This window comes from Microbacterium sp. PF5, assembly GCF_004794315.1.
GTDB classification, from domain to species: domain Bacteria; phylum Actinomycetota; class Actinomycetes; order Actinomycetales; family Microbacteriaceae; genus Microbacterium; species Microbacterium sufflavum.
This window is the reverse complement of the sequence record NZ_SSDQ01000034.1, coordinates 23,409-48,002: the sequence shown is the minus strand read 5'-3', so window position 1 is coordinate 48,002 and position 24,594 is coordinate 23,409. Positions and strand designations below refer to the sequence as shown.

Sequence of the window (24,594 nt, the reverse complement as noted above, 5' to 3'; positions counted from 1 at the left end):
GACTACTGGCGCAACTACACGGTTATCGGCACCGAGGGCCGGCTGGAGAACTTCGGAGATGAGATCGGTGCAGAGGTGCGGATCTGGCGTCGACGCACACACGGTGCAGGAGAGCCCGATGAGGTTCACCGCGTAACCGAGCTCGCCGAGGGAGCCAGCGTGATCCACGGAGGAGCTGATGATCTCCTGATCGCCGAGTTCCTCCGATTCGTGCGGCACGGTGGCCGTACCGACACGTCTCCCGTCGCCGCGAGGGACGCTGTGGCTACGGGGATCGCGGCGACCGAGTCGATTCGATCAGGTGGTCACGTGCAGAACGTGCCGCCCCTCTCACCGGAGCTGGTCGCGTACTTCGAGGGCGGTCAGAGTCGATCTGTATCGGACGCGAGGACGGCCTCGTGACGCAGCACGCGGCCCTGCTCGATCTCGAAGCCGTCGAACGCGACGAGCCAGTGCCATGGGAGCTCGTCGACAGGCTCGAAGCGCTGATCCGCCGCACTGAAGGGGTGCCCCACCCCATCGATGCTGGGGCCTCGGACGTCGCTGTGGCTCGCGCCCTGGTCGAGCTCGTACCCGTCGCACTTGAGCGCCACCGCGAAGCCAAAGTCCCCGCCGACGTGACACGCGAGACGCTGGTCGACGTCGGACGGAAGCATCGACTGTACGGCGCCGCGGCGATTGCGCCATGGATGCTCGAGCTGATGCGAGCGGACGTGCTCAGCGCCGGGCGGCTTCAGGTCTCAATGCGCGAGAGCGAGCACGGTCACCACCTGCACGTCCCTGAACTCGGACCACTGTTGCCAGCTGGTGTCGATGCCTCACTGGCGTGCGCCTCTGAGCTGACCGGGAGCGGGCGATTCGCCTGTACAAGCTGGCTGCTCGATCCCCGACTGTCATCGGCGCTAGCCGGGTCGAACATCGCGGCATTCGCCGAGCGGTTCGAGATCGTCTCCGACGAGGAGGAGACGCCGCTGGCCAGCGAGGAGGCTGCGAGGTTCGTTTTCCGTCGCCCGCTAATCGAGGTAATAGACCCAGCGCTGCCGACGAAGTCGCGGCTCGAGCGAGTGGTCGCCTCAACGCTGCGTGACGGTCGGAATTGGACGATGCCAACGGGAGTGCTGAAGGTGGGATCCTCCCGCTGACTCCACGGGGTGTCCGCCGCGCGAGTACAGCCGCCGGTCTCACATCCTGATAGTGCTTCACTTTTGCGATACAGGCTGAGAAGGCATCGTCGATCTCGCCGTCTTCGGTGTATCGAGCGACTTCGGTGTCGAGGGCAGGGGGGGGGATCCAGGCCTCGACATTCGCTCGCACCTTCAGGGCTCACGCCGAGCGGTTGTGTATCTGGAGGCCGCGGGCGGTCGTGACAACAGCCGCTGTCTCCGTTCTGCGTCTGTCCGTTCCCACTCCTCCTGTTCGCGAAGCGTCACATGGCGATTCGCCGTCAACTCGCAGCCACGCTAGCGCAGCCGAGGGCTTCTACACGAGACGTGCGGGCGTTCGTCACTTCGAGTCAATGAGTGCCGGCCTCGAAAACGCATCTGGCGCGGTGCACTGCGAAAATTCCAGTCTGGAGTAGCTCAAGAATGTCCGGAGTAGCTTTGGAAGTCACAGTGGAGGGGCTGACGGGAATCGAACCCGCGCTGTCTGCTTGGGAAGCAGAAGTTCTACCATTGAACTACAGCCCCGAACCCGCCCGAGAGCAGGTGAGGGCAAGCCTACCCGTCTCCGGGGCGATGGCCAAAGCGTGAACCGCGGCGTCAGGTCGTGGCGTCCGCCGTCGCGGGGGTGTCGCGCTGCTGCCCCGCGTACATCGTGCCCCACCGCGTGAGCGCGTCGACGAGCGGGGTCGCGGTCGCACCCAGCTCGCTCAGCCGGTACTCCACCTTGGGCGGGACCTCGCGGTAGACCGTGCGGGTGATCAGGCCGTCCGCCTCCAGCTCGCGCAGCTGCCGGGTGAGCACGCGCGACGTGGGGTCCTGCAGCAGGCGCCCGAGCTCACCGAAGCGCAGCACGCCGTGCTCGGCGAGCAGCGACAGGATGCTCGGCTTCCACGCGCCGCCGAGCACGGCGATCGAGACCTCCGCGTCGCAGGTCTCGGTCCACTCGCGGACGATCCTGGCCGTCTTCTCGCGCATCGTGCCTCCACAGTATCCAAACGGTAAGTACGTGACGACAATGTCGGTACTTGTGGCCTTTGCCTGTACTTTACAGACTGAGACCGTGACCACCAGCCCCGTCGTCGTCCCCGTCCGCTCCTCTCTCCGGCTCTGGATGGCGATGGTGCCGCTCCTGCTCGGCGTGCTCATCGGCGCCCTCGCCATCAGCAGCGTGTCCACGGCGCTGCCCGCGATCCGCGACGACCTCGCGCTGACCGACACCGAGGGTCTCTGGCTCGTCGACGTCTATGCGCTGTCGCTCGCGGCGACGCTGATCCTGGCGGCGCGGATCGGCGACGCGTTCGGGCGCAAGACCATCGTCGTGATCGGGCTCGTCGGATTCGCGGTGCTCAACGGCATCGGCGGCGTCGCCACCAGCGGCCTGCTGCTCATCGTGATCCGGGCTCTGCTCGGCGTCGCGGAGGCCTTCGTGGTCGCGGGTGTCGTGGCCACGATCGGTGCGACCTTCCAGGCGAGGGAGCGCGTGCTCGCGTACGGGCTCTGGACCGCCACCTTCGGCACCGGCAGCGCCCTCGGCCCCGTGCTCGGCGGGCTCCTCGCGGAGGGCCCCGGCTGGCGGTGGCTGCTGCTGGGCAGCGTCCCGCTCGCGGTGGCCGCCGCCCTGCTCGCCCTGTGGCTCGTGCCGGACTCGCGCAGCACGCAGCCGCCGTCGTGGGACGTGCCGAGCATCCTGTCGTCGATCGTCGCGCTCGGCGCCCTCGTTTTCGCGCTGCACGAGGTGCTGGCCGCTCCCGTGTCGGCCGCGGTGGCCGCGGTCGTGTCGGTCGCCAGCCTCGTGTTCTTCGTACGGCGGCAGCGTCGGCTGCCCCTCCCGCTGCTCGACCTGGCGCTGTTCCGGGTGCCGGGATTCAGTCCGGCGATCGTCCGCATCATCGTCAGCAGCGGGGCGTCGTCGGCGTCGGTGCTCCTGGTGAGCCTGCACCTGCAGGATGCGCGGGGACAGAGTGCCGCCGAGGCGGGAATCGCGCTGCTGCCGCAGGCCGCGGCGATCGCGATCGGCGGGGTGCTGGCGCCGCTCGCGCTGCGCTGGCTGTCGGCGAACGCACTCACCGTGCTGGTGCTGCTGCTGCAGGCGCTCGGGCTCATGTGGCTCGCGTTCGACCCCGGCATCGTGGCGCTGCCGCTCGTGCTGGTCGGACTCGGGTTCGGCATCGCGGGGACCCTCGCCGCCGCGACGCTGTTCGAGGTGACGACCGAGGACCAGGCGGGACAGGTCGGGGCGGTGCAAGAGGTGGGCTTCGCCCTGGGCGGCGGACTCGGCATCGCGGTGTTCGGCACGATCGCGGCCGTGCTCGTGACGGGCGGCTTCCTGGTGGCGGTGGTCGCGGCGGCGGTGACCGTGACGGCGGCCGCGCTGCTCCCGCTGCTCTCGCGTCGCAGCGCCCCGGCCCTGTGACGCGGATGCCGCAGGTCGCGTGAGGCGCGACCCGTGCGGTGACTAGGCTGAGGCCGTGCTTCTCAGCGATCGCGACATCAGGGCAGAACTCGCGTCGGGCCGTGTCGGCCTGGCTCCGCACGAGCCGGAGATGATCCAGCCGTCCAGCATCGACGTGCGCCTGGACCGCTACTTCCGCCTCTTCGACAACCACAAGTACCCGTTCATCGATCCGTCGGTGGATCAGCCCGAGCTCACCCGGCTCATCGAGGTCGATCCCGACGAGCCGTTCATCCTCCACCCCGGCGAGTTCGCGCTCGGGGCGACGTTCGAGCAGGTGACGCTGCCGGACGACATCGCCGCGCGTCTCGAGGGCAAGTCCTCGCTCGGGCGCCTCGGCCTGATCACGCACTCCACGGCCGGGTTCATCGACCCCGGGTTCACGGGTCATGTGACGCTGGAGCTGGCGAACGTCGCGACCCTGCCGATCAAGCTGTGGCCGGGGATGAAGATCGGGCAGCTGTGCTTCTTCCGGCTCACCTCGCCCGCCGAGAACCCCTACGGCTCCGGCCCCTACGGCAACCGGTACCAGGGGCAGCGCGGGCCCACCGCGTCGCGGTCGTTCCAGAACTTCCACCGCACCGACGTGGGCGTGACCGATGTGGGAGCGATCGGAGGCTGACATGAGCGACGGCGACGGGCGGACCCCGGAGGAGCCCGGAACCCCGGGTGGACCTGTGGCCCCGGACGGCCCGGTGACGCCCGAGCCCCTGCTGCCTCATGAGCCCGCGGCCCCGGACGAGCCGGTGGCCCCGGATGAGCCGGATGCTGCCGGTGCGGCCGTCCCGACAGAGTCCGCGGCGATCCGCCCGGCCGACGACGTGATCCCCCCGGCCCCGCCGGAGACCCCGATCCCGGACGGCCTGCTCGACCCGCCGTCCGCCGACATCCCGCCCGCGGACGCCGTGCTCCCGCCGCCTCCGCCGCCCACGCGCCGCTCGGAGCGCGAGCGCCCGACGCCCGCGATCCTCGAGGGAGAGCCGCCCGCTGCGGCGGCCGACGACTGGTCGCAGCCGTCGCTCGCTCCGGAGGTGCCGGAGGGCGGCAGCTACCGCGTGCTCGCCGGCCTCATCTTCGTGTTCCTGTTCCTGCTGCTCGTCGCCGCCGTGGTCGCGCTCGTGGTCCTGGTGAACGCCGGGTTCCCGACCCTCGCCGACGCGGCGCCCGCGCTGACTCCGCTGCGGGTCTGACGCCGGATCTTCGGGCTCGCCGGCGTCCGGCGCCATCGGATCGGTCTCCCGGTCTGCGTGGGGGCGCCCGCGGTGTCGGTGGAGGGCCTGGACTCAGGCGCGGGCGGCGGACTCCGCGGTCGAGTGTGCGGCGTGCGACGGCTCGGGGGTGGGGTGTGTAGCGTGCGACGACCCGGAGGTCGGGTGTGCGGCGTGCGCGGGCCCCACGGTGGGGCTCGGGGCGTGCGCGGGTTCTGCGTCATCGGCCACGTGCGACCGCGTCGGCGGCGTCGCTGCCGTGGCGGTGCCGAGCGCGTCGACCGCGGGCAGCCCGCCCGTGACGAGAGCCACGACCGCGTCGAGGGTGGGGTCGGCCGAGAGCACCTTCGTGTGACCGAGGCCCACCGTGCGCAGCATCCGCGAGCGGCCGGGGTGCGCGGCGTGCAGGCGCAGGGCGTCACGGTCGGGCAGGCGGCGGTCGCCGCGGTCGTGCACCACGAGCAGCGCGGTGCCGTCGGGCAACGGGTGGCGTCCGGCGTCGAAGCGCTCGGCCGCCGCGGCCTCGTCGATCGCGAGGCGGCGGTGGAACCGCTCGCGGAGGTTCTGCGCGGTGGGCTCGTCGAGGCGCAGGTCGCTGGCGAACTGGGCGAGGAAGGCCTCGGGCGCCGCGGCACCGGCGAGCGCGGCCACCGCGGGCACCGGCACGGTCGTGCGGGCGGCGGTGAGGGCGCCCAGCGCGCCGAAGGAGTGGCCGATCAGCGCCTCGAACGGGCCGTGCTCGGCCTGCAGTCGCTCGGCGACCGTCACCCAGTCGCGCACGTCGGTCGCGCGGCCGCCGGACGATCCGTGTGCCGGCCCGTCGAAGGCGAGCACGCGGAACCCCTCGGCCACCAGCTCGCGCACGAGCGGCGCGAACTGCGACGCCCGGCCGCGCCAGCCGTGCAGGAGCAGCAGGGTGCGCGGCCCGCGACCCCACTCGTACGTGGTGACCTCGATGCCGCGCACCGTGACGGTGCCGCGGCGGGCGTCGCTGTGGGTCGGCGCATCGGCGGGGCGCACGCGCATGCGGGGCCCGGTGGTGAAGAACAGGCGGAGCGCCACGGCGCCCGCCAGCCGTGGCGAGACGCGGGCGAGCAGGGGGACGGTGCGGGCGAGCAGGACGGGCAGGGACGGCATCGTGACTCCTTCGCCGGAACAATACGAACGATCATACGTATACTAGGCGAACGATCGTTCGTATACTAGGGGGATGTCCGAGAGCCCGATCCTGGACGGCCGACGGGTACGGGGTGATGCCTCCCGCCGCGTCGTGCTCCACAGCGCCACGAACCTGGCGTCGGTCGAGGGTCTCGACGGCCTGACGATCGGTCGGCTCGCTGCGGCGTCCGGATCGAGCAAGAGCAGCATCGCCACGCTCTTCCGCAGCAAAGAGGGGTTGCAGCTCGCCACGATCGAAGCCGCCAGGGAGATCTTCCTCGCACGGATCGTCGAGCCCGCCCGTGCCGAGCCCCGCGGCGTGCGACGCCTCGCGGCGCTGCTGCGCCACTCGCTGCTCTATTCGAAGGACCGCGTGTTCACCGGAGGCTGCTTCTTCGCCGCGACCTCCGCCGACGTCGACTCCAAGACCGGGCCGGTGACCGACGCCGTGCGCGCGGCCCTGACCGACTGGCACGGGTACATCGAGGCCCAGCTGCGTCACGCCATCGCGGTCGGAGAGATCGCGGTCGACGACGTGGAGGTGCTGGCGTTCGAACTCGTCGCGCTGAACGAGGAAGCCAACTCGCGCTCGCTGCTCCTCGACGACGAACGGCCCTATGCCCTCGCCGCGGCGGCGATGCGCGGACGCCTCCGTGCTGTCGGCGCCCCCGACGATGCCGTGGCGCTCCTCGACCTCGAGATGTAGAGCCCCGGCGCGCGACAGGGCGCCTTCCCAGACGGGAAGGCGCCCTGTGGTGCGGCGGTCAGGCGGCGCGACCGCGGCGGAACCCGGCGTCGTAGCCGCGCTCGAACGCGTGACGTGCGCGGCGCTCGCCCGGGTGGCCGTGACCGCACGGCCCCTCCGGCATCGCGTGGCCGTCGTGGCCGTGGCTGTGGCCGTGGCGGACGTCGTAGCCGTCGTCGTGCCCGTAGAAGCCGTGGCGACCGAAGCCGTGGTGGCCGAACGGGGCGCGGAAACCGTGACCGTGCCGGTGGCCCCGCGGGCCGCGGTGCGTGCGGGGGAGGGGCGTGCCCTCCTCCCACCCGAACGCGCGGGCGATGGCCTCGAGCGATGCGAGCGTCGTGTCGAGGTCGTCCGTGGGGACGGCGTCGACGACCTTGGCGCGGATGTCGTCGACCAGTGCGCCGAGGCGCTCCTTCGCGGCGCGGCCGTCGTCGGTGAGGGACCAGCCCTCGCCGTCGGTGACGACCCACCCGCGGTCGATCACGCGGCGCAGCTTGTGCGCACGGAGCGGGCGTTCGCGTTCGGCCGAGCCGTCGACGACGTTGAGCAGGCGCCAGTCGCGCCGGGTGATGCCCTCGTCGTCGAACGCGGCGGCGAACTCGGCCGCCATGAGGCGGTCGACGGCCTTGAGCCAGTAACCGAAGGGGCGCGGCGGCTGCGGAGTCTCTGTGGTGTCTGTGGTGGTGTTCATGGGGTTGTCCTCTGTTCAGGGGCGGCTGGTGGGCCGCGGTGGTGGCCGGTGGATGTCAGGTGACATATCCATGTGATTCGGCATGTACATGTAGTGTGACATGCAGATCTAAAGCATGTCAAGTCGCATGTAAAATCGAGGTATGGCCACCCGTTCCCGCGACTCCGAACCGCACGACCCCGCCGAGGCGATCGCCCAGGCGCTGTCTCGTCTCCGCGGGCGCCGGCCCGGTCAGCGCGAGCACGGACCGCGCGGACGCGGCGGACCCCACGGCTGGCCCGGCGGAGGTCACGACGGCCCGCACGCCGACGGTGCCGACGAGCACTTCGGCCATCACCGCGGGCACCCCGGGATGCCGCCGTGGATGGCCGACCCCTCCGGACGCCTCGGCGGCCCCGCCCGCATGCGGATGCTCGAGGCGCTGGCCTCGGCGCCCGAACCGCTGAGCGTGAGCGCGCTCGGCCAGGCGATCGGCGTGGATCAGCCCCGCGCGTCGCGCCTCGTGCAGCAGGGCGTGCAGGGCGGCTTCGTGCGTCGTGAGGCCGACCCGGACGACGCGCGCCGCACCCGGATCGCGCTGACCGACGAGGGCCGCCGGCTCGCGCGTGGTCTGCGCGGGGAGAGGAGGGAGCTGCTCACCCAGGCGCTCGCGCCCTTCACCGACGACGAGCGCACCGAACTCGCGCGTCTGCTCACCAAGCTCGCCGACAACTGGCCGCGCTGACGCCGCGACGATTCCTGCTCCGCCGGTCTCGCTCCGCCGGTCTCGCGCCTCCGACCCCGCTCCGCCGGTCTCGCTCCGCGGGTCTCGCTCCGCGACTCAGGCGCGCGCGAAGTCGAGCGAGGGCTCGTCGTCCACCGAGAGGGACAGCACGACCGCCTCGATCGCGTCGTGCGCCTCGATCCGCCGCTCCACCTCGCGCAGCCGACGCGCCACGTCGTGCTCGCGCGCGTCGCCCGACAGGTCGACCTCGGCCACGAGGAACAGCCGGTTCGGCCCCACGTACTCGATGTGCAGGTAGGTCACCCGTTCGATGTCGTCCAGCCCCAGCAGCGCCGTGCCGACCCGCGAGCGCAGGGTGGGGGAGACGCTCGTGCCGACGAGGAATGCGATGTTGCGTCCGATCAGGATCACCGCGACCACCCCGAGCAGCACGCCCACCAGGATCGAGCCGATCGCGTCCCAGGCGGCCACGCCGGTGAGCTGGTGCAGCAGGATCGAGCCGCCCGCCAGGACCAGGCCGACGAGGGCCGCTGAGTCCTCGAAGAACACGGCGCGGAGGGTCGTGTCGCTCGTCTCCAGCACGAAGTCCCACGTGGAGCTGCCGCGCTCGCGCGCCAGGCGGCGGGAGCGGATCATCGCCTGCGTGAACGAGGCCCCCTCGAGCACGAACGCGATGCCGAGGACGACGTAGGCGACGACCGGGCTCTCCACCGGCCCGGTGTCGGACAGCTCCTGGATGCCGTGCATGATCGACACGATCGAGCCCGCGGTGAAGATGCCGAACGCGGCGATCAGCGACCACACGAAGGCGTTGCGGCCGTAGCCGAGCGGATGCCGCGCGTCTTTGGTCTTCGCGCCGCGCCGGTCGGCGATCAGCAGGAACACCTCGTTGCCCGCGTCCGCCCAGGAGTGCGCGGCCTCGGCGACCATCGACGCGGACGAGGTGATGACCGCGGCCACCGTCTTCGCGATCGCGACGAGCACGTTGGCGAGGAAGGCGAGCAGCACGGTCACCCCGGTCACGCTACTCCTGCCCCGCGGGGCGGTCGCGTCCTAGCGTGGAGCCTTCACCGGCAGCAGCAGGAGGAACCCGGCGATCAGCACGATCACGATGCCGAGGATGCCGAACGCCGTCTGCGCGGTCAGGGCGATCAGCACGGTCCAGGCGGCGGAGGCCATCCAGCTCGCCGCCCGTCCCGTCGTCGCGTACAGGCCGAAGATCTCGCCCTCGCGGCCGGCCGGGGTGACGCGGGCCAGGAAGGACCGCGCGGCGGCCTGCGCCGGTCCGACGAACGCGCACAGGATGAGTCCGCCCACCCAGAACACGATCGCGCCGGCGTCGCGCAGCAGGAAGACCGCGAGCCCCGCGACGATCATGGCCGCGATCGAGCCGAGGATGATGCGCTTCGGGCCGAGGCGGTCGTCGAGTCGTCCGGCCAGGATCGTCGACACCCCCGCGACGAGGTTCGCCGCGATGCCGAACACGATGATGTCCTGCGTGCCGAACCGGAACACGGCCGTGCCGATGATCGCGCCGAACGCGAACACCCCGCCCAGGCCGTCGCGGAACACCGCGCTCGCGAGCAGGTACCAGAAGGTCGAGCGGGTCTCCGGGTCGCGGTACAGCCCCACGACGTCCTGCACCAGCAGCAGGTACGACCGGAAGAAGCCGACCTTCCGCTCCGGGCGGCCGAGCGACGGTTCCGGCACGTTGAGGAAGATTGGGATGGCGAACACGATCGCCCAGACCGCGCAGCCGACCGCGATCAGGCGGTACGCGAGTCCGTTGTCGGTCGGCATCCCGAACCAGTCGAAGGTGTCGAGCACGACCACGATCACGAGCGCGATGATGCCGCCGAGGTACCCGAAGCCCCAGCCGAGGCCCGAGATGCGTCCGACGTTCTTCGGGTTCGCGATGCCGATCAGCATGGCGTTGGAGTTCACCGCTGCGATCTCGCCGAACACCGACCCGGCGGAGATCAGCGCCACGCCCACCCAGAACAGGGCGGGGACCGGCTCGACGAACCACAGCCCGAACATGCAGAGGATCAGTGCGCCCGTGCCGATGCCCAGCCACAGCTTCTGGCGTCCGGCGGCATCCGCCCGCTGACCGAGCACCGGGGCGAGCAGGAGGATGCCGAAGGCGGCGACCGTGAGGCCGAGACCGAGGCCGGACGCGAGGTCGGCCTCCGCGGCGATCCGTAGCGGGTCGTTCTCGTCGAGCGCGGCGACCTCGGGCGGCAGGAACGAGGGGCTGACGAGGTAGAGCGCCGTGAACACGAACGTGAGGATCACCGTGTTGAACGGCTGGGTCGCCCAGTCCCACAGGGCCCACGAGTACACCTGCTTCTTCGGGGCGGGGGTCTCGCCGCGCAGGTCGAGGCCGACCACGGCGACGGCTCCGCTGTTCGCGGTCGCTGCGGGCTCCGGTGCGCCGCTGCGGGATTCGGGTTCGCTCATGCTCGCAGTCTGGCGGGGCCCGGTGAACGCCCGGTGACGGCGCGCCGTGTCCCGCGCGGCACCCCGGCTCAACCCACTCCGCCCGGGTCAGAGGGCGGGGCCGCGGCGGATGCGCACCGGGCCGCGCGCGGACGCGATGTCGACCGGCTCGCCCTTCTGGGTCACCACGACCTCGTCCCGGTCGGCGAGCGCGGCGGTCACGCGGCGCACCTCGTCCATCCGGTTGCGCCAGGCCTCCCCGCCGACGGCTCTGGCGACGTCGCTCGGGCAGATCGACGACCCCTCCCTCTTGCGGGTGAGGGTGCGGATGGCGGCCGCGATGCGCTCCGCGGACTCCTCGGGCGTCGGCTGCTCCCACCACGGGGCGCCGCGTTCGCCGAGGGCGGTTTTCGCATCGTGCACGCGGCGCCGCGCCTCGGGCTCCGCCGCCTTGACGGCGCGCCGCGCGGCCATCAGCTCGTCGACCAGCTCCTGGCGCAGCTTGTCGGGGATCGCCGGGTCGGTCGCCCGCCACCGGCGTCCGTTCACGACGATGTGGTGGCCATCGGGCGTGCGCTCCGGTGCCGTGGCCGCGTCCGGCTCGTCGGGCTGCTCCATGTCGGCAGTGTGCCGCGGCGGGCCCTCCAACGGCAGACCCTTGACGCGCGGCCATCCGCGTCGGGTGCGGTCGAAGCGGGACGGACACCGGGTGCGTAGGGTCGAGGGATGGCGGCGAGTGCGGGGCGAGGAGGCGGCACGGTCGTGCTGTTCGAGGGGGCGAGCGACCGGCTCGCGTTCCTCGCCGCGGCGCAGCGCCTCGGCGAGACGCTCGACGACCTCGACCTGGTCGACCTCGACGGCATCACGAACCTCCGTTCCCGGCTCGCGGCCCTCCGCGCGGTCGAGCCTGCCGTGCGGGTGGTCGGCCTCTACGACGCGGCGGAGGGCGCGTACGTGACCCGGGTCCTGCGCGACGACGGCGCGATCGACGCCACGGGCGTGCCCGCCGATGCAGGGTTCTTCGGCTGTGAGCGCGACCTCGAAGACGAGGTGATCCGTGCCGCCGGGGTTCCGTTGGTGGAGCAAGCGCTGGCGGCGCGGGGCGAGCTCGGGCGGTTCCGCGTGTTCCAGGGGCAGCCGGCGCAGCGGGGCAGGGTCGTGGAGGATCAGCTGCATCGCTTCGCCGGGACGGCCGCGGGCCGCAAGGCGCGGTTCGCCGCGGACATCGTCGGCCTGCTCCCGCTCGACCGGATGCCGCCCGCGCTGTCGGCCCTGCTCGACGCGGTCCGCCCCGCCGCCTGACCCGCGCTCGACGCGGTGCATGCCGCGTGACCCCCGACCCGGGCGACTTCGCGCTCACTCCGTGCGGAGCGGGCGGAGCGTGCGGGCGTAGTCCTCCTTGAGCACCGCGAGGTGGAGCCAGGCCTCGATCCGGGTCACTCCGGGCAGCGCGCGCAGGCGCTCCAGGCTCGCGTACAGGGCGCCGGCCGAGGGCTCAACGAGTGTCGCGACCGCGTCGAAGCGGCCGAGCGTGCGGGCGGCGAAGTCGACACCGCGACCGCGTCGCAGCTCCTCGATCACGGCCTCGTCGTCGTCGCCGAGGGTCATGCCCACGCCCATCGACAGCTGCCGGTGCGCGAGGCCGCGTGCCTCGACCGCGCTGATCTTGATGACGCCCGCGTCGATGAGCCGCTGCACCCGGGTCGCGACGGCGCTGGGGGAGAGGCGCACCTCTTCGCCGAGCGCGCGGAAGCTCATGCGGCCATCGGCCTGCAGGTGCTCCACGAGGGCTTCGTCGATCGCGTCGAGCGTGACCCCGCCGTGGTACTCCGACACGAAGAACCCCTTGATCACGGTCGAGTAGATGATGGTGTTGATGTCGAGCACGCCCGCGCTGCCGCGGATGCGGGCGAGCAGGTCGTGCAGTTCCGACATCGACCCGACGCGCACCTCGGTCACGATGTCGTGCGCGCCGCCGACGGCCGACACGAGCACGGTCTCGCTCATGTCGCGCAGGTGCTCGGCCACGACCTCGACGGCGCCGTCGGTGCGGATCGACACGTGCGCCAGGACGTGCTGGCCGAGGAAGACCGGGTCCACCGCGGCGACCACGCGCACGGTGCGGTCGGCCAGCAGCGTGCGCAGTCGTGCGGCCACCGCGGCCCTGGACTGCCCGAGCCGCTCGGCCAGGGCGCGGATGCTCGCGCGCCCGTCCTCCTGGAGCGCGCGGATGAGTTCGGCGTCGAAATCCATGGCTGCGTCCCGATCCGTCAGTTTCCCCGGTCTGCACGACGACGCGCGCAGAACCTCAGCGTAACCCCGTGTGCGACCGGCGGGAAGGCCCGCTTTGCGCGCCCAAGAGACCAGAAGTCCAGTGAATCCCCGTTCTCGCTGGAGTTCTGCCCTTGCCGCCGGGTCGTCGCGTCCCTAGCATCGATCGCTATCCGACACCATCCGCGAAGGAGCGGGTCCATGACCACCACCCCCACCCCCCGAAGCGGCGTCCACAGCCGCGCACGCCGCGCCGGCATCGCCGCCTTCGTCGGCACCACGATCGAGTGGTACGACTTCTACGTCTACGCCACGGCCGCCGCCCTCGTCTTCGGCCCGCTGTTCTTCCCGAGCGACGACCCCCTCGCCGAGACCGCCGCGGCGTTCGCGACGTTCGCGGTCGCCTTCCTCGTCCGTCCCCTCGGCGGCATCGTCTTCGGCCACATCGGCGACAAGCTCGGCCGCCGGGTCTCGCTCGTCATCACACTGCTGCTGATGGGCGCCGCGACCGTCCTCGTCGGCTGCCTCCCCACCTACGAGAACATCGGCATCCTCGCGCCGATCCTCCTGATCCTGCTGCGCGCCATCCAGGGCCTCGCGGTCGGTGGCGAGTGGGGTGGCGCCGTGCTCATGAGCGTCGAGCACGCCCCGGAGAAGTCGAAGACGTTCTACGGCGGCTTCACCCAGCTCGGCAACCCCGCCGGTGCGCTGCTCGCCTCGGGCATCTTCGCGATCATGGCCCGCGGCGGCGACACGTTCATCATCGACGGCGGCTGGCGCATCCCGTTCCTGCTGTCGATCGTGCTGATCGCCGTCGGCCTGTGGGTCCGCTACCGCGTGGAGGAGTCGCCGGTCTTCGAGGAGAAGATCGAGGGCCGCAAGCAGTCCATGCCCCTCGCCTTCGCGCTGCGCGTCAACTGGAAGCCGATCCTGCTCGGCATCGGCATCCTGCCCATCTCCACGGGCGGCTACTACCTGGCCACGACCTTCGCCACCGCCTACGCGACCGGCGAGCCCATCGCGATCAGCGAGCAGGTGATCCTCGACGCCATGACGATCGCCTCGTTCGTGGAGTTCGTGGTCACGCTGCCGGTCGCCTGGCTCGGCGACAAGTGGGGCCGCAAGAACGTGATGTACATCGGCCTGATCACCTCGGTGCTGACGTTCGCGCCGTTCCTGCTGGTGATGCCGGGACGGGTCGAGCCGCTCATCTTCCTGCTCGCCTCGCTGGTGCGCATCGCGATGAGCGCGACCTACGCCCCGATCGCCGCGATCCTCGCGCAGATGTTCCGCCCGCAGGCGCGGTACACCTCGATCGCCCTCTCCTACGGCGTGGGCGCCGCGATCTGGGCCGGCTTCTCGCCCTGGTTCGCGACGCAGCTGATCGCCTGGACCGGCAGCGTCTGGTCGGTGATCGCGATGTTCGTCGGCATGGCCGTGATCGCCGGGATCTGCACGCGCCTCGCGCCGCAGCACTCCGACGAGGCACCGGTCACGGCCTCGTTCACCGCCCGGACCGACACCACGGCGAACCGCCTGCCCTGATCGGCTCCGCCTCCCCACCCGCACGACCCCACCGCGAACAGGCTCCTCATGCGCAAGCTCACCCCCTTCGACCGCTCGGCCCAGGCCGCCCCCGCCCTCGTCACCGCCCGCGCCATCCACACCGCGGACGCGGCGGACACCACCGCGACCGCGATGCTCACCGACCGGGGGCGCATCGTCGCCCTCGGCACGGTCGCGGAGTGCGAGGACGTGGCAGCCAGGGCCGGGCTGACCCCGGAGCGCGTCGAGCTCGGCGACGCGGTCGTGGTGCCCGGGTTCGTCGACGCGCACGCGCACCCGCTCATGTTCGGGCAGATGATGACGTGGGTGGACTGCGGGCCGGAGAAGGCGGGCAGCATCCCCGAGATCGTCGCCCTGCTGAAGGCCGCGGCGGCCGGGCTCCCCGCCGGTCGCCCGGTGCGCGGCTACGGCTACGAGCAGCGCAACCTCGCCGAGAAGCGCCACCCCACCCGGTTCGAGCTCGACGAGGTCGCGTCCGACCGGGAGGTGTACCTCATGAACGCCTCGGGTCACGGCGGCGTCGTGAACTCGTACACGCTCGACATCAACGGCGTGGACCGCGACACCCCGAACCCGGACGGCGGGGAGTTCTTCCGCGACGCCGACGGCGAGCTCACCGGGGAGCTGTCCGACGCGGCGTGCAACATCCTGACGGGCGTGCACGGGGTGAAGATCGGCCACCACGGCCCGAACTTCCACCTGGCCGATGAGCCGGAGGAGCACCTGCGGCAGCTCGACGCCGCGACGCAGCGGTTCCTTGCGGGCGGTGTCACCTCGATCGGCGACTGCCAGGTCACGCGCCGCGAGTTCGACATGTACCTGCGGCTCGCGGAGGCCGGGCGACTCGAGCTGCGCGTGTCGATGTACCTGCTGTCGCATCTGCTCGACGAGGCGCTCGAGATGGGGCTCGTCGGACAGTTCGGCAACGCGCACCTGAGCTTCGCCGGCATCAAGTTCTACGCCGACGGCACCCTCGGCGGCTGGACCGCGTACTTCCCCGACGGCTACGTGGGCGACCCGTGCCGCACGGGCCAGCTGTACCACGAGCCCGCCGACTACGCCGAGCTGATCCGCAAGGCGCACGCCGCGGGGCTCCAGACGGCGACGCACGCGCAGTCGCCCACCGCGATCGAGATGGTCGTGTCGGCGATCGAGGCCGCGCTCGCCGAACGTCCCGATGCGGACGCCCGGCACCGCATCGAGCACTGCGGCCTGCCCACGCCCGAGCAGATCGCGCGCATGGCGACCGCCGGCATCCGTCCCGTCAACCAGACCCAGCACTACTTCAACTGGGGCGAGGGCGTGGAGGAGGCCATCGGCACCCCGGGCGAGCGGTTCAACCCGCTCGGCGAGTTCGAGCGGGCGGGCGTGCCCATGACGATCTCCTCCGACGCCCCGGTCGCCGAGCCGATCCCGCTGGAGGCCATCCAGACGGCGGTCACCCGCGTCACCCGCCGCGGCCACCGACTCGGGCCCGACGACCTGCGCATCTCCGCGCTCGCCGCTCTGCGCGCCCACACGATCGAGGGGGCCGTGTCGATCGGGCGGGAAGACGACCTGGGCTCGCTGGAAGTGGGCAAGCTCGCCGACTTCGCGGTGCTCTCGGACGACCCGCTGGCCGTGCCCGCCGAGGAGATCGCGGCCATCGAGGTGCGCGAGACCTGGGTCGACGGCGTGCGCCGCCACGTCGCCGCCCGCACCACGGCCGCCGTCTGAACGAGGATACGAGCATGAGCGCCGACGCGAACCCCACCGCCCCGTACGCCGACACGGCGGGCCGCGCGGTGCTGGAGACCATCCGCGGCTACGGGGTGACGGCGGTGTTCGGCATCCCCGGCACGCACAACCTGGAGCTGTACCGCCCCCTGGCCGACCTCGGCATCCGCGCCGTCACCAACCGGCACGAGCAGGGCTCCGGCTACGGCGCTGACGGCTGGGCGCAGCAGACCGGGCTCCCCGGCGTCGTGATCACCACGTCGGGCCCCGGGCTGCAGAACGCCCTGAGCGCGATCGGCACCGCGTTCTGCGAGTCGCGTCCGCTGATCGTGCTGTCGCCCGGGGTGCCGCTCGGCGCGGAGTTCGCCGACGTGGGCACCCTGCACGAGACGAAGGACGCCACGGCCATGGTCGGCGCGATCGCGGAGTGGTCGCGCCGGGTGACCACGGCGGCCGAGGGGGTGGAGGCCGTGCACGACGCCTTCCACCTCTTCCGCACCGGGCGCCCGCGCCCCGTGCACATCGAGATCCCGCTCGACGTGCTGGAGGCCCCGGCCGACGTGCCCGCCGCCGCCCGGGCGCCCCGTCCGATGCCCGAGCGCGTGGCCGGTGACCCGGTCGCGCTCGCCGAGGCCGGCCGGCTGCTCTCTGCCGCCGAACGTCCGGTGATCGTCGCCGGCGGGGGAGCCGTGGACGCGGTGCATCAGGTGACCGCGATCGCCGAGCGCCTGGGCGCCCCCGTGCTCACCACCCTGAACGGCAAGGGCGTGCTCGACGAGGGCCACCCGCTGTCGCTCGGCTCGAACCTGCGCCTCGCCGCCGCGCGAGCCGTCGCCGAGGCCGCGGACGTGCTGCTCGTGGTCGGCTCGAAGCTCGGGGAGGCGGAGCTGTGGGCCCCGCGCCTCGAGGCCCGCGGCGCTGTGATCCGCATCGACATCTCCCCGGCGCAGCGCGACAAGAACCTCACCGCGACCGTCGGGATCACGGGCGACGCGGCCGCGGTGACCGATGCCCTGCTGCCGCTCCTGCCCGACACGGCCCCGACACCGCGCGACCTGTCGGCCGAACGGGCCGCGATCGAGGACGAGTCCCGCGCCACGGCCCCCGAGACGGTGGCGCTCGCGGAGGTGATCGCCGAGGCACTGCCCGACGACGCGATCGTGGCGGGCGACTCGTCGCAGATCGTGTACATGGCGCTGGGCAGCGTGCTGCGACAGGAGCATCCGCACTCCCTGCTCTACACGCCCACCTATGCCACGCTCGGCTACGGGCTGCCCGCCGCGATCGGCGCCGCCGTGGCGCAGACCGAGCGCCCCGTGGTCACGGTGATCGGCGACGGCGCGCTCATGTTCTGCGTGAACGAGCTCGTCACCGCGGTCGAGCAGCGCCTCGACCTCACGGTCGTGTGCGTCGACAACGGCGGTTACGCCGAGATCCGCCAGAACGAGGTCGACCGCGGCATGGCCCCGATCGGCGTGGATCTGGTGCAGCCCGACTGGGCCGCGCTCGCCACCGCGTTCGGCGCGACCGGGCGTCGCGTCGAGAGACGCGACGACATCGCCCCGAGCATCCGCGCCGCCATCGCCGCGGGCGGCGTGCAGCTCGTGCACCTGCCGCAGCACGCCCTCTGAGCCCTCGACACCCCGAACGAACAGGAACGAGAAATGACCGACACCATCGGCCCCGTCGACGCCTCCGTGAACCCGCGGTACTCCGGCATCGCCACCTTCGCCCGCCTGCCCCGCATCGAAGACGTGCCGCGCGCCGACATCGCCGTGGTGGGCATCCCGTTCGACTCCGGCGTGAGCTACCGCCCCGGCACGCGGTTCGGTCCGTCGCACGTGCGGGAGTCGTCGCGTCTGCTGCGCCCGTACAACCCGGCGCAGGACGTGTCGCCCTTCCAGCTCGCGCAGGTCGTCGACGCGGGCGACATCCCCGTGAACCCCTTCGACCTCACCGAGGCCGTGACCGAGGTGGAGCGCGCGGCGACGGCGCTCGGCGAGCAGGTGCAGCGCATCGTGACGATCGGCGGCGACCACACCGTGGCCCTGCCGCTGCTGCGCGCCGTGGCCGCGAAGCACGGGCCGGTCGCGGTGCTGCACTTCGACGCGCACCTCGACACGTGGGACACCTACTTCGGCGCGCCCATCACGCACGGCACGCCCTTCCGCCGCGCGAGCGAGGAGGGGCTGATCGACCTCACCGCCAGCTGCCACGTGGGCACGCGCGGACCCCTCTACTCCAAGCAGGACCTGGAGGACGACGAGCGCCTGGGGTTCTCGATCGTGTCGAGCGAGTACATCGAGGAGCACGGCGTCGAAGCCGCGATCGACCGGATCCTCACGCGCATCGGCGACAAGCCGCTGTACGTGTCGATCGACATCGACGTGCTCGACCCCGCGCACGCCCCCGGCACCGGGACCCCCGAGGCGGGAGGACTCACGAGCCGTGAGCTGCTGCGCATCCTCCGCGCGCTGCGCGACCGCGACATCGTGGGCGCCGACGTCGTGGAGGTGTCGCCCGCCTACGACCACGCGCAGATGACCGGGATCGCCGCGAGCCACGTGGTGTACGAGCTCGTGACGCTGCTGGCCGCCCGCCTGGCCTCCTGACGCGACGGGTCAGTACAGCGCCGCGAGCAGGTCGGCGAACAGCTCCTCGGCGTCGCACTCCACGCGGCGCCGCGCGAACCAGTCGCACACGTTCACGCAGTCGCGGTGCAGCAGGTCGAGCCCCTGCGGGTTCGCGATCACGTCCACGATCTGCGGCAGGTCGATCACCCGCACCCGCCCCTGGTGCACGAGCAGGTTGTACGCGGACAGGTCGCCGTGCGCGAAACCCGCCGCGGCGAACACCCGCATGAGCTCGACCACCTGCGCGTAGTGCTCCTGCAGGGTGTCGCGGTCGGCGCGCACCTGCGCGAGGCGCGGGGCTGCGGTGCCGTCGTCATCGCCGAGGAACTCCATGAGCACCTCGGTCCCGCTCACCTGCACGGGGTAGGGCACCGGGGCGCCGAGCTGCCACAGGCGGCACAGCGCCTCGAACTCCGCGAACGACCACTGCGCCGCAGCCACCGCGCGACCGTGCTCCGACTTGCGGGCCAGGGCCCTGGTGTCGCGGGTGTTCCGGGTGCTGCGGCCCTCCGTGTACACGGCGGAGCGGTGGAAGCTCCGGTTCCCCTCGCCGCGGTACCGCTTCGCCGCCAGCAGCGTGCGCTGCGCGGGGTCGTCGGGAACGGCGCGTTCGAGCAGGAACACGTCTGCCTCCTTGCCCGTCTTGAGGATGCCGAGCTCGGTGTCGAGCGCGCCCGCCGAGGTCACGACCCACGCGGGCCGCGGCTCGGGGCCGCGCTCGGTCGGGGTGGCGGAGGGCCAGGTGGTCCAGCGCTGCCCGTCAGCGGGTTCGACGTCGGCGAAGGACAGGGAGGTCTCAAGGGAATCGAAGGGGGAGGCGTCGAAGGACGCGGCTTCCGGGGAAGCGGAGGGATCGGTCACGGTGTGGCTCCGGGAAGGGAGGCCGCACGGCGATCAGGAGCGGGCGGCCTCGAGGGGAAGGTGGTCGGCGAAGGGCGCGACGACGACGGTGTTCATCTCATCGCCTCCTTCCGCGCGGGCTTCCCGGGCGACTCCCGGTGCGACGACGAGCCTACGGGGGTGCGCGGGCGCGTGTCCAGGGTCGGACGATCGGTCGGACGCGGCGGACGACCGGTCGGGCGCGGACGCACGGGCGCCGGAAGGGTGGAACCATGACCACGACTGCCCCCGTCCCCACCGCGGCGCCCACCCGGGCCGACCGCATCCGCTACGGCGGACTCATCGCGCTCATGATCATGGGCTTCTTGCTCGTGACCGCCGAGTTCCTCCCCAACGGTGTCCTCACCGAGATGGCCGAGGGCCTCGGGGTCACCCCGGGTCAGGCGGGGCAGACGGTCACGGTCACGGCGCTGGTGGGACTCGTCGTCGCGCCCACGATCGGGCTGATCTTCCCGCGCCTCGACCGCCGGTCGCTGCTGGTGTGGATGGCGCTCGCCGCGGCCGTGTCGAACCTCGTGGTCGCGATCGCGCCGAACCTGCTGCTCGTGCTCGCCGCCCGGTTCCTGCTGGGCGCGGCGATCAGCGCCTACTGGACCATGTCGATCACGGTCGCCGCACGGCTCGCGGGGCCGGAGCACCTGGGCCGCGGGGTCATGTTCACCTCGGCCGGGGTGTCGCTGGCCACGGTCGCCGGGGTGCCGATCGGCGTGATGCTCAGCGAGGTCGTCGACTGGCGGATGGTGTTCGCGCTCGCCGGCGTGCTGATGGTGGTGCTGGCGGTCGCACTGCGCTGGGCGCTGCCGGCGGTGCCGGCCGAGCGGGCGTCGAGCCTGCGGCTGCTCGTCGACACGGTCCGCCGCCCCGGTATCGGGCTGGGCATGGTCGGGCACGTCCTCGTGGTGCTCGGGCACTTCCTCGCCTACACGTACGTGCGGCTGGCGCTCGAGCGCATCCCCGACGTCGACGCCTCGACCATCGTGGTGCTGCTGGCGCTGTTCGGCGTCGGCGGTCTCCTCGGCAACATCTCGATCGGGCTGGTGATCGACCGGTCGTTCGCGTTCTTCGCCGTGTTCGCGCCGCTCGTGATCGCGGCCGCGGTCATCTCGATGATCCTCTTCTCCGGGTCGATCATCGGCGTCGGCGTGGTCGTGCTCGTCTGGGGCTTCGTCTTCTCGTCGTGGCTGATCGTGATCAACACGTGGGTCGGGCACCGCATGCCGGATCGCCTGGAGGCGGGCGGCAGCCTCGTGGTCGTCGGGTTCCAGGGTGCGATCACCCTCGCCGCGGGTCTGGGCGGGCTGCTCGTCGACACGCTGAGCGTGGAGCTCGCCTACGTGATCGGCGCGGTGTCGCTGCTCGCGGGTGCGGTGCTGTTCGGCCTCTCGAACCGGCTGAGCACGCGGGGCTGACGGGGCACAAGGGGCGGCGCCGCCTCCCGCGGTCCCGGTTCACAACTCCGCAGTTTCCCGGCGATGTGTCGCCTGCCCGTAGCCCGAGCAGGCGCATCGCCGCGGATCTGCGGAGTCGTGGGCAGCCCGCCATCGAGATCGGGCTGAGACGCGATCGGTCACCGGGACGTCGGCGGCGGGGGTCGGCGCTCAGACCAGGGCGGGAGTGCGAGCGGCGGAACGCCAGGACGACGGGGTCATACCCGTGCGGCGGCGGAATGCGCGGCTGAAGCCCTCGTCGGACGCGTAGCCGAGTTCGCGCGACACGTCCGACACGGAGCGCCCGGCGTCGAGCAGGCGCTTGGCCGCGTCGATGCGCACCTCCGTGACGTAGTCGGCGGGGGAGCGGCCGACCGCGACGCGGAACCGCTCGGCGAAGGTGGAGCGCGACATGGCGCCGATGGCCGCGAGGCGCTCGACCGTCCAGTCGCGTCCTGGCTCCTGGTGGATGGCGTCGACCACGCGGTCGAGGAACGGGTCGTTCGACAGCGAGGGCCAGCCCGCGGGTGCGCAGCCGTTGGCGGCCCAGGCGCGGATGACCGACATCAGCACGGTCTTCGCCATCATGCGGCAGATCACGGGGTCGCCCTGCCGGGCGGGGGAGGCCGCGGGGTCGACGAGGCCCATGTTCTCGGCGAGCGCGGCGGCCGCGGGCTCGAGCGCGTCGAATCCGGTGACGGTGAGGAACGGCGGCAGGAGGGCGGGCAGCGGTGATGTGGCGTCGGCGAACTCGAGGTCGACCACCATGAGCGTGGTGTCGCGGTCGGCCTCCAGCACGAACGCGGTGCGGCCGAGGGTGAGGAACGCGTCACCGGCGACCAGGTGGTCGCGGCGCTCCCGGGGCTCGAGGGTGAGGCGGCGGGAGTCGGGGTCGACGCCGAGGCGGCAGCCGTCGCCGAGGGGCGGATGCCCCTGCACGCTGCCGGATGCGAGGTAGACGAGCGTCGTGGGCCCGGCCGGGATCGGGAGCAGCCCTCCGGCGGCGAGCGGGATGCGCCGCGCCACGCCGACCCGCAGCTCCACGGCGTCGAGCACGTGCGAGAGCGCGTCCGGGTCCACTGTCACCATGCCTTCGGAAACGCCCCTCCCTCGTCCGGTATTCCGGTGGGAGCCGCGATTCGGCGCCCGAGGACGGCGCGGATACTCTGGAGGGGTACCCCACCCGAGGAGTCCCGTGTTCCGCACCCCTGGCCGTCTGTACCGTGTCCTGGCGATCGCGGAGGCGATCACCTGGACGATCCTGATCGCCGCGATCATCGCCAGGGCGGTCGGCGCCCCCGGGGTCGTGGTCACGGTCGGCGGCGGCATCCACGGGTTCGTGTTCCTCGCCTATGCCGCCACCGCCGTCCTGGTCGCGCTCAATCAGCGCTGGCACCCGGGCGTCGGCGTACTGGCGGTGGCGAGCGCCGTGATCCCCTACGCCACCATCCCGATGGAGGTCTGGCTGCACCGCTCCGGTCGGCTGCGCGGCGACTGGCGGCTCGACCCCACCGACGACCCGCGCGACCGCCGCTGGTACGACCGGCTGATGCGCTGGTTCCTCCGCCGCCCGTGGGTGCTCGCGGTGCTGCTGGTCGTGGGCATCGTCGCGCTCTACGTGATCCTGCTGCTGATCGGTCCTCCCGGCGGCAAGTGAGCCGGATCCGGACTGGTTCCGGATCCGATGTCACGTTTCCCGGCGGGGAGCGTCCTTCTCTGCGGAGCCACCCCGGTTCCCGGCGCCTCGGGCGTCGCACAGAGAGGAAACCATCATGACCGAACCCGTCACGTCGCTCGACCGGCTGCACATCGCCTTCATGGAGCGGTTCAACGCCGGCGACATCGAGGGACTGCTCGCGCTCAACGCTCCCGGTGTGGTGCTCGTGCCCGCTCCGGGTCAGCCGGTGTCCGAGCCGGCGGAGGTGCGCGCGGGCCTGGAGCAGTTCGTCGGCCTCGGCGGTCCGATCACCATGACCGTCCGGAACGTGTTCGTGAACGGCACGGTCGGGCTCGTCGTGGCCGACTGGACGCTCGACGGCACCGCTCCCGACGGCTCTCCGGTGTCGCTCGCGGGCGCCACGGCCGATGTCGCGGTGTACGACGAGACCCACGGCTGGCGCATCGCGATCGACAACCCGTTCGGCACCGTCTGACCGGCTGCGTGCGGGGCGCCCGTGCGGCGCCCCGCACCGGCGATCCCCCTCCCGTCTCTCGGAGAGGGGAGGGTCGGCCGAGCGGGTCGCCCGAGTCAGGCTGAGAGCAGGTGCCGGGCACGCGCGAGGCGCTGGCGTACCGCAAGCACCGTGATGCCGAGGCGTTCCGCGATCTCGGCGGCGCTCAGCTCGTGCTCCACGCGCAGCAGCAGCGGTTCGCGCAGGCTGCGGGGGAGGCGGGCGATGGCCGCTCGCACCTCGCACAGCTGCTCCTTCGCGGCGACCTCGTCCTCCACGCGCTGCGGCGCTTCGATCGCGACCGTGTCGATGTCGTCGTGCAGCGGGGTGCGGTGGCAGCGGCGGGCGCTGTCGATCACCACGCTGCGGGCCACGGCGTCGAGCCACGCGCAGAGCGATCCCGGTGCGGCCGAACGCACGCCGGGGACCGACTGCCACGCGCGCGAGGCGATGTCCTGCGCCACGTCGTCGGCGTCGCCCACCGGGGCGCCCAGTGAGATGCTCCGACGCCGGAGTCGACCGGGGTCGGAGGCCAACAGGGCGGTGAGCCCGGCCCTGGCCTCGGCGGCGTCGACCGCGGGTGCGCGCATGGTTGTCCTTCCGGTCACTGGGGACAACGTGTCGCGTGCTCGCCGTAATCCCGCGGATGCTGACGGGGTGAGGCTACGCGCGGGACACGGGGAGGCCGGCATCGGTGAGCGCAGTGCGGACGGCGGCGACGCTGGTGAAGGCGTGCGTGCTCATGCCGAGGTCCTGCGCACCACGGAGCTTGCTCGGCGAGTCGTCGATGAAGAGGATCTCCTCCGGCGGGACGGAGAGGACCGCCGCCACGTGTCGGAACGCCCGGATGTCGGGCTTGGCGTGCCCGATCTCCGCGGAGTTGAACACCCGGTCGAAGTGCTTCCCGATGCCGCTGTCGCGGAGTTCTGCGGTGATGGTGTCGGTGCCGTTCGTGAGGATGGCGCAGGTCACGCCACGGGACCGCAGCCCGTCCACGAGTGCGAGCATGTCGAGGTCCGCGGCGAACGGCGTGCGACCCCACTCCCGTGCTGCGGGCGCGGAGCCGATCATCTCGCCGACCCGGGTGATCCACTCCTCCCGGGTGAGGCGACCCGTGGTCACCGCATCGATCAGCGGTGCGGCGAAGGCGGTGCGGGCGATCGTGCCGTCCGGGAGGGCGTACCGAGCCTCCAACCCGGGGTCGTGGTCGAAGTGGCGGATGACGCCGTCGAGGTCGAAGAGCACGGCACGGATCATCCGTCCATCCTGCACGGACACTCCGTCGACCCCGGCGATACAAAGTTGAGCCGAGCCATATCAAGTTTGTTTG

Annotated in this window: 25 protein-coding genes, 1 tRNA gene and 1 pseudogene; 15 read left to right on the top strand and 12 right to left on the bottom strand. The window is 72.1% G+C overall.

All coding sequences use genetic code 11. The annotated features are described in order from the left end of the window. Together DW297_RS18700 and DW297_RS01450 are read left to right on the top strand one after the other, a co-directional pair. A pseudogene (locus tag DW297_RS18700) lies at positions 1–402 on the top strand (gfo/Idh/MocA family oxidoreductase); the annotation flags it as partial. Continuing rightward, entirely contained in the window at positions 399–1,142 is a 744-nt protein-coding gene (locus tag DW297_RS01450) for an acyltransferase domain-containing protein (protein WP_136028730.1), read from the top strand. The pseudogene DW297_RS18700 and the gene DW297_RS01450, both read left to right, overlap by 4 nt. A gap of 472 nt (positions 1,143–1,614) precedes the next feature. Here DW297_RS01450 and DW297_RS01445 read toward each other — a convergent pair. Next, positions 1,615–1,688, bottom strand: a tRNA-Gly gene (locus tag DW297_RS01445). A 72-nt stretch (positions 1,689–1,760) separates the two neighbouring features. Beyond that, complete coding sequence (locus tag DW297_RS01440; protein WP_136028729.1) at positions 1,761–2,138, bottom strand: winged helix-turn-helix transcriptional regulator; 378 nt, start codon at positions 2,136–2,138, stop codon at positions 1,761–1,763. An 85-nt stretch (positions 2,139–2,223) separates the two neighbouring features. Between DW297_RS01440 and DW297_RS01435 the strand changes: the two genes are divergently transcribed. Genes DW297_RS01435 through DW297_RS01425 form a run of 3 tightly spaced genes read left to right on the top strand, consistent with a single transcriptional unit; the run spans position 2,224 to position 4,805 of the window. Then, positions 2,224–3,576: an MFS transporter gene (locus tag DW297_RS01435; RefSeq protein ID WP_168442766.1), complete on the top strand. Its 1,353-nt coding sequence runs from the start codon at positions 2,224–2,226 to the stop codon at positions 3,574–3,576. 55 nt (positions 3,577–3,631) lie between these two features. Then, positions 3,632–4,237, top strand: coding sequence for a dCTP deaminase (dcd, locus tag DW297_RS01430; protein ID WP_136028727.1), 606 nt, complete (start codon positions 3,632–3,634; stop codon positions 4,235–4,237). A 1-nt stretch (position 4,238) separates the two neighbouring features. After that, positions 4,239–4,805, top strand: coding sequence for a hypothetical protein (locus DW297_RS01425; RefSeq protein ID WP_136028726.1), 567 nt, complete (start codon positions 4,239–4,241; stop codon positions 4,803–4,805). Positions 4,806–4,898: 93 nt separating this feature from the next. On the opposite strand, the gene DW297_RS01420 is transcribed toward DW297_RS01425, so the two are convergent. Beyond that, the gene (locus tag DW297_RS01420) at positions 4,899–5,960 is read right to left on the bottom strand and encodes an alpha/beta fold hydrolase (protein WP_136028725.1); all 1,062 of its coding nucleotides are present in this window, start codon (positions 5,958–5,960) and stop codon (positions 4,899–4,901) included. A 73-nt stretch (positions 5,961–6,033) separates the two neighbouring features. Between DW297_RS01420 and DW297_RS01415 the strand changes: the two genes are divergently transcribed. Continuing rightward, on the top strand, positions 6,034–6,687 hold the full coding sequence (locus DW297_RS01415; protein ID WP_136028724.1) for a TetR family transcriptional regulator C-terminal domain-containing protein: 654 nt from the start codon (positions 6,034–6,036) through the stop codon (positions 6,685–6,687). Between the two features lie 58 nt (positions 6,688–6,745). Here the strand turns inward: DW297_RS01415 and DW297_RS01410 are convergent, their stop codons facing one another. Next, positions 6,746–7,417, bottom strand: a complete 672-nt coding sequence (locus tag DW297_RS01410; RefSeq protein ID WP_136028723.1) for a hypothetical protein — start codon at positions 7,415–7,417, stop codon at positions 6,746–6,748. 142 nt (positions 7,418–7,559) lie between these two features. Between DW297_RS01410 and DW297_RS19135 the strand changes: the two genes are divergently transcribed. After that, positions 7,560–8,141, top strand: coding sequence for a MarR family winged helix-turn-helix transcriptional regulator (locus DW297_RS19135; protein ID WP_240744487.1), 582 nt, complete (start codon positions 7,560–7,562; stop codon positions 8,139–8,141). Between the two features lie 96 nt (positions 8,142–8,237). Here the strand turns inward: DW297_RS19135 and DW297_RS01400 are convergent, their stop codons facing one another. The 3 genes from DW297_RS01400 to DW297_RS01390 all read right to left on the bottom strand — a co-directional run bounded on the left by DW297_RS01400 (position 8,238) and on the right by DW297_RS01390 (position 11,198). Then, positions 8,238–9,155 carry a cation diffusion facilitator family transporter gene (locus tag DW297_RS01400; RefSeq protein WP_136028733.1) on the bottom strand — a complete coding sequence of 306 codons (918 nt, stop codon included), beginning with the start codon at positions 9,153–9,155 and terminating at the stop codon, positions 8,238–8,240. Between the two features lie 39 nt (positions 9,156–9,194). Next, positions 9,195–10,601 carry an MFS transporter gene (locus tag DW297_RS01395; RefSeq protein ID WP_136028722.1) on the bottom strand — a complete coding sequence of 469 codons (1,407 nt, stop codon included), beginning with the start codon at positions 10,599–10,601 and terminating at the stop codon, positions 9,195–9,197. 87 nt (positions 10,602–10,688) lie between these two features. Further along, a complete protein-coding gene (locus DW297_RS01390) occupies positions 10,689–11,198 on the bottom strand; it encodes a DUF3253 domain-containing protein (RefSeq protein WP_136028721.1) in 510 nt (169 codons plus the stop codon). Positions 11,199–11,306: 108 nt separating this feature from the next. Here DW297_RS01390 and DW297_RS01385 point away from each other — a divergent pair, with 108 nt between their 5' ends. Next, on the top strand, positions 11,307–11,882 hold the full coding sequence (locus tag DW297_RS01385; RefSeq protein WP_136028720.1) for an ATP-dependent endonuclease: 576 nt from the start codon (positions 11,307–11,309) through the stop codon (positions 11,880–11,882). A gap of 54 nt (positions 11,883–11,936) precedes the next feature. Here DW297_RS01385 and DW297_RS01380 read toward each other — a convergent pair whose 3' ends face one another. Continuing rightward, positions 11,937–12,833 carry an Lrp/AsnC family transcriptional regulator gene (locus DW297_RS01380; protein WP_136028719.1) on the bottom strand — a complete coding sequence of 299 codons (897 nt, stop codon included), beginning with the start codon at positions 12,831–12,833 and terminating at the stop codon, positions 11,937–11,939. Between the two features lie 219 nt (positions 12,834–13,052). Between DW297_RS01380 and DW297_RS01375 the strand changes: the two genes are divergently transcribed. From DW297_RS01375 to speB, 4 genes are read left to right on the top strand one after another with little or no spacing between them, the layout of a single operon-like run. Next, positions 13,053–14,396 carry an MFS transporter gene (locus DW297_RS01375; RefSeq protein WP_136028718.1) on the top strand — a complete coding sequence of 448 codons (1,344 nt, stop codon included), beginning with the start codon at positions 13,053–13,055 and terminating at the stop codon, positions 14,394–14,396. 48 nt (positions 14,397–14,444) lie between these two features. Continuing rightward, positions 14,445–16,133 (top strand): amidohydrolase, encoded by a 1,689-nt coding sequence (locus DW297_RS01370; RefSeq protein ID WP_136028717.1) that lies wholly within the window; start codon positions 14,445–14,447, stop codon positions 16,131–16,133. A 14-nt stretch (positions 16,134–16,147) separates the two neighbouring features. Then, entirely contained in the window at positions 16,148–17,764 is a 1,617-nt protein-coding gene (locus DW297_RS01365; RefSeq protein ID WP_136028716.1) for a thiamine pyrophosphate-binding protein, read from the top strand. A 33-nt stretch (positions 17,765–17,797) separates the two neighbouring features. Beyond that, the gene (gene speB / locus DW297_RS01360; RefSeq protein WP_136028715.1) at positions 17,798–18,745 is read left to right on the top strand and encodes an agmatinase; all 948 of its coding nucleotides are present in this window, start codon (positions 17,798–17,800) and stop codon (positions 18,743–18,745) included. Between the two features lie 9 nt (positions 18,746–18,754). Here the strand turns inward: speB and DW297_RS01355 are convergent, their stop codons facing one another. Then, positions 18,755–19,627, bottom strand: coding sequence for a serine protein kinase RIO (locus DW297_RS01355; protein ID WP_136028714.1), 873 nt, complete (start codon positions 19,625–19,627; stop codon positions 18,755–18,757). Positions 19,628–19,878: 251 nt separating this feature from the next. Between DW297_RS01355 and DW297_RS01350 the strand changes: the two genes are divergently transcribed. Next, complete coding sequence (locus DW297_RS01350) at positions 19,879–21,075, top strand: MFS transporter (protein WP_136028713.1); 1,197 nt, start codon at positions 19,879–19,881, stop codon at positions 21,073–21,075. A gap of 189 nt (positions 21,076–21,264) precedes the next feature. On the opposite strand, the gene DW297_RS01345 is transcribed toward DW297_RS01350, so the two are convergent. Further along, positions 21,265–22,182, bottom strand: a complete 918-nt coding sequence (locus DW297_RS01345) for a helix-turn-helix domain-containing protein (protein WP_136028712.1) — start codon at positions 22,180–22,182, stop codon at positions 21,265–21,267. Between the two features lie 106 nt (positions 22,183–22,288). On the opposite strand from DW297_RS01345, the gene DW297_RS01340 reads away from it, so the two are divergent. Next, positions 22,289–22,750 (top strand): DUF3817 domain-containing protein, encoded by a 462-nt coding sequence (locus DW297_RS01340; RefSeq protein WP_136028711.1) that lies wholly within the window; start codon positions 22,289–22,291, stop codon positions 22,748–22,750. A 115-nt stretch (positions 22,751–22,865) separates the two neighbouring features. Beyond that, a complete protein-coding gene (locus DW297_RS01335; RefSeq protein WP_136028710.1) occupies positions 22,866–23,246 on the top strand; it encodes a YybH family protein in 381 nt (126 codons plus the stop codon). A gap of 95 nt (positions 23,247–23,341) precedes the next feature. On the opposite strand, the gene DW297_RS01330 is transcribed toward DW297_RS01335, so the two are convergent. Together DW297_RS01330 and DW297_RS01325 are read right to left on the bottom strand one after the other, a co-directional pair. Then, positions 23,342–23,854, bottom strand: a complete 513-nt coding sequence (locus DW297_RS01330; protein WP_168442765.1) for an RNA polymerase sigma factor — start codon at positions 23,852–23,854, stop codon at positions 23,342–23,344. Positions 23,855–23,927: 73 nt separating this feature from the next. After that, entirely contained in the window at positions 23,928–24,521 is a 594-nt protein-coding gene (locus tag DW297_RS01325; RefSeq protein WP_136028708.1) for an HAD family hydrolase, read from the bottom strand. Between the last annotated feature and the right edge of the window lie 73 nt (positions 24,522–24,594).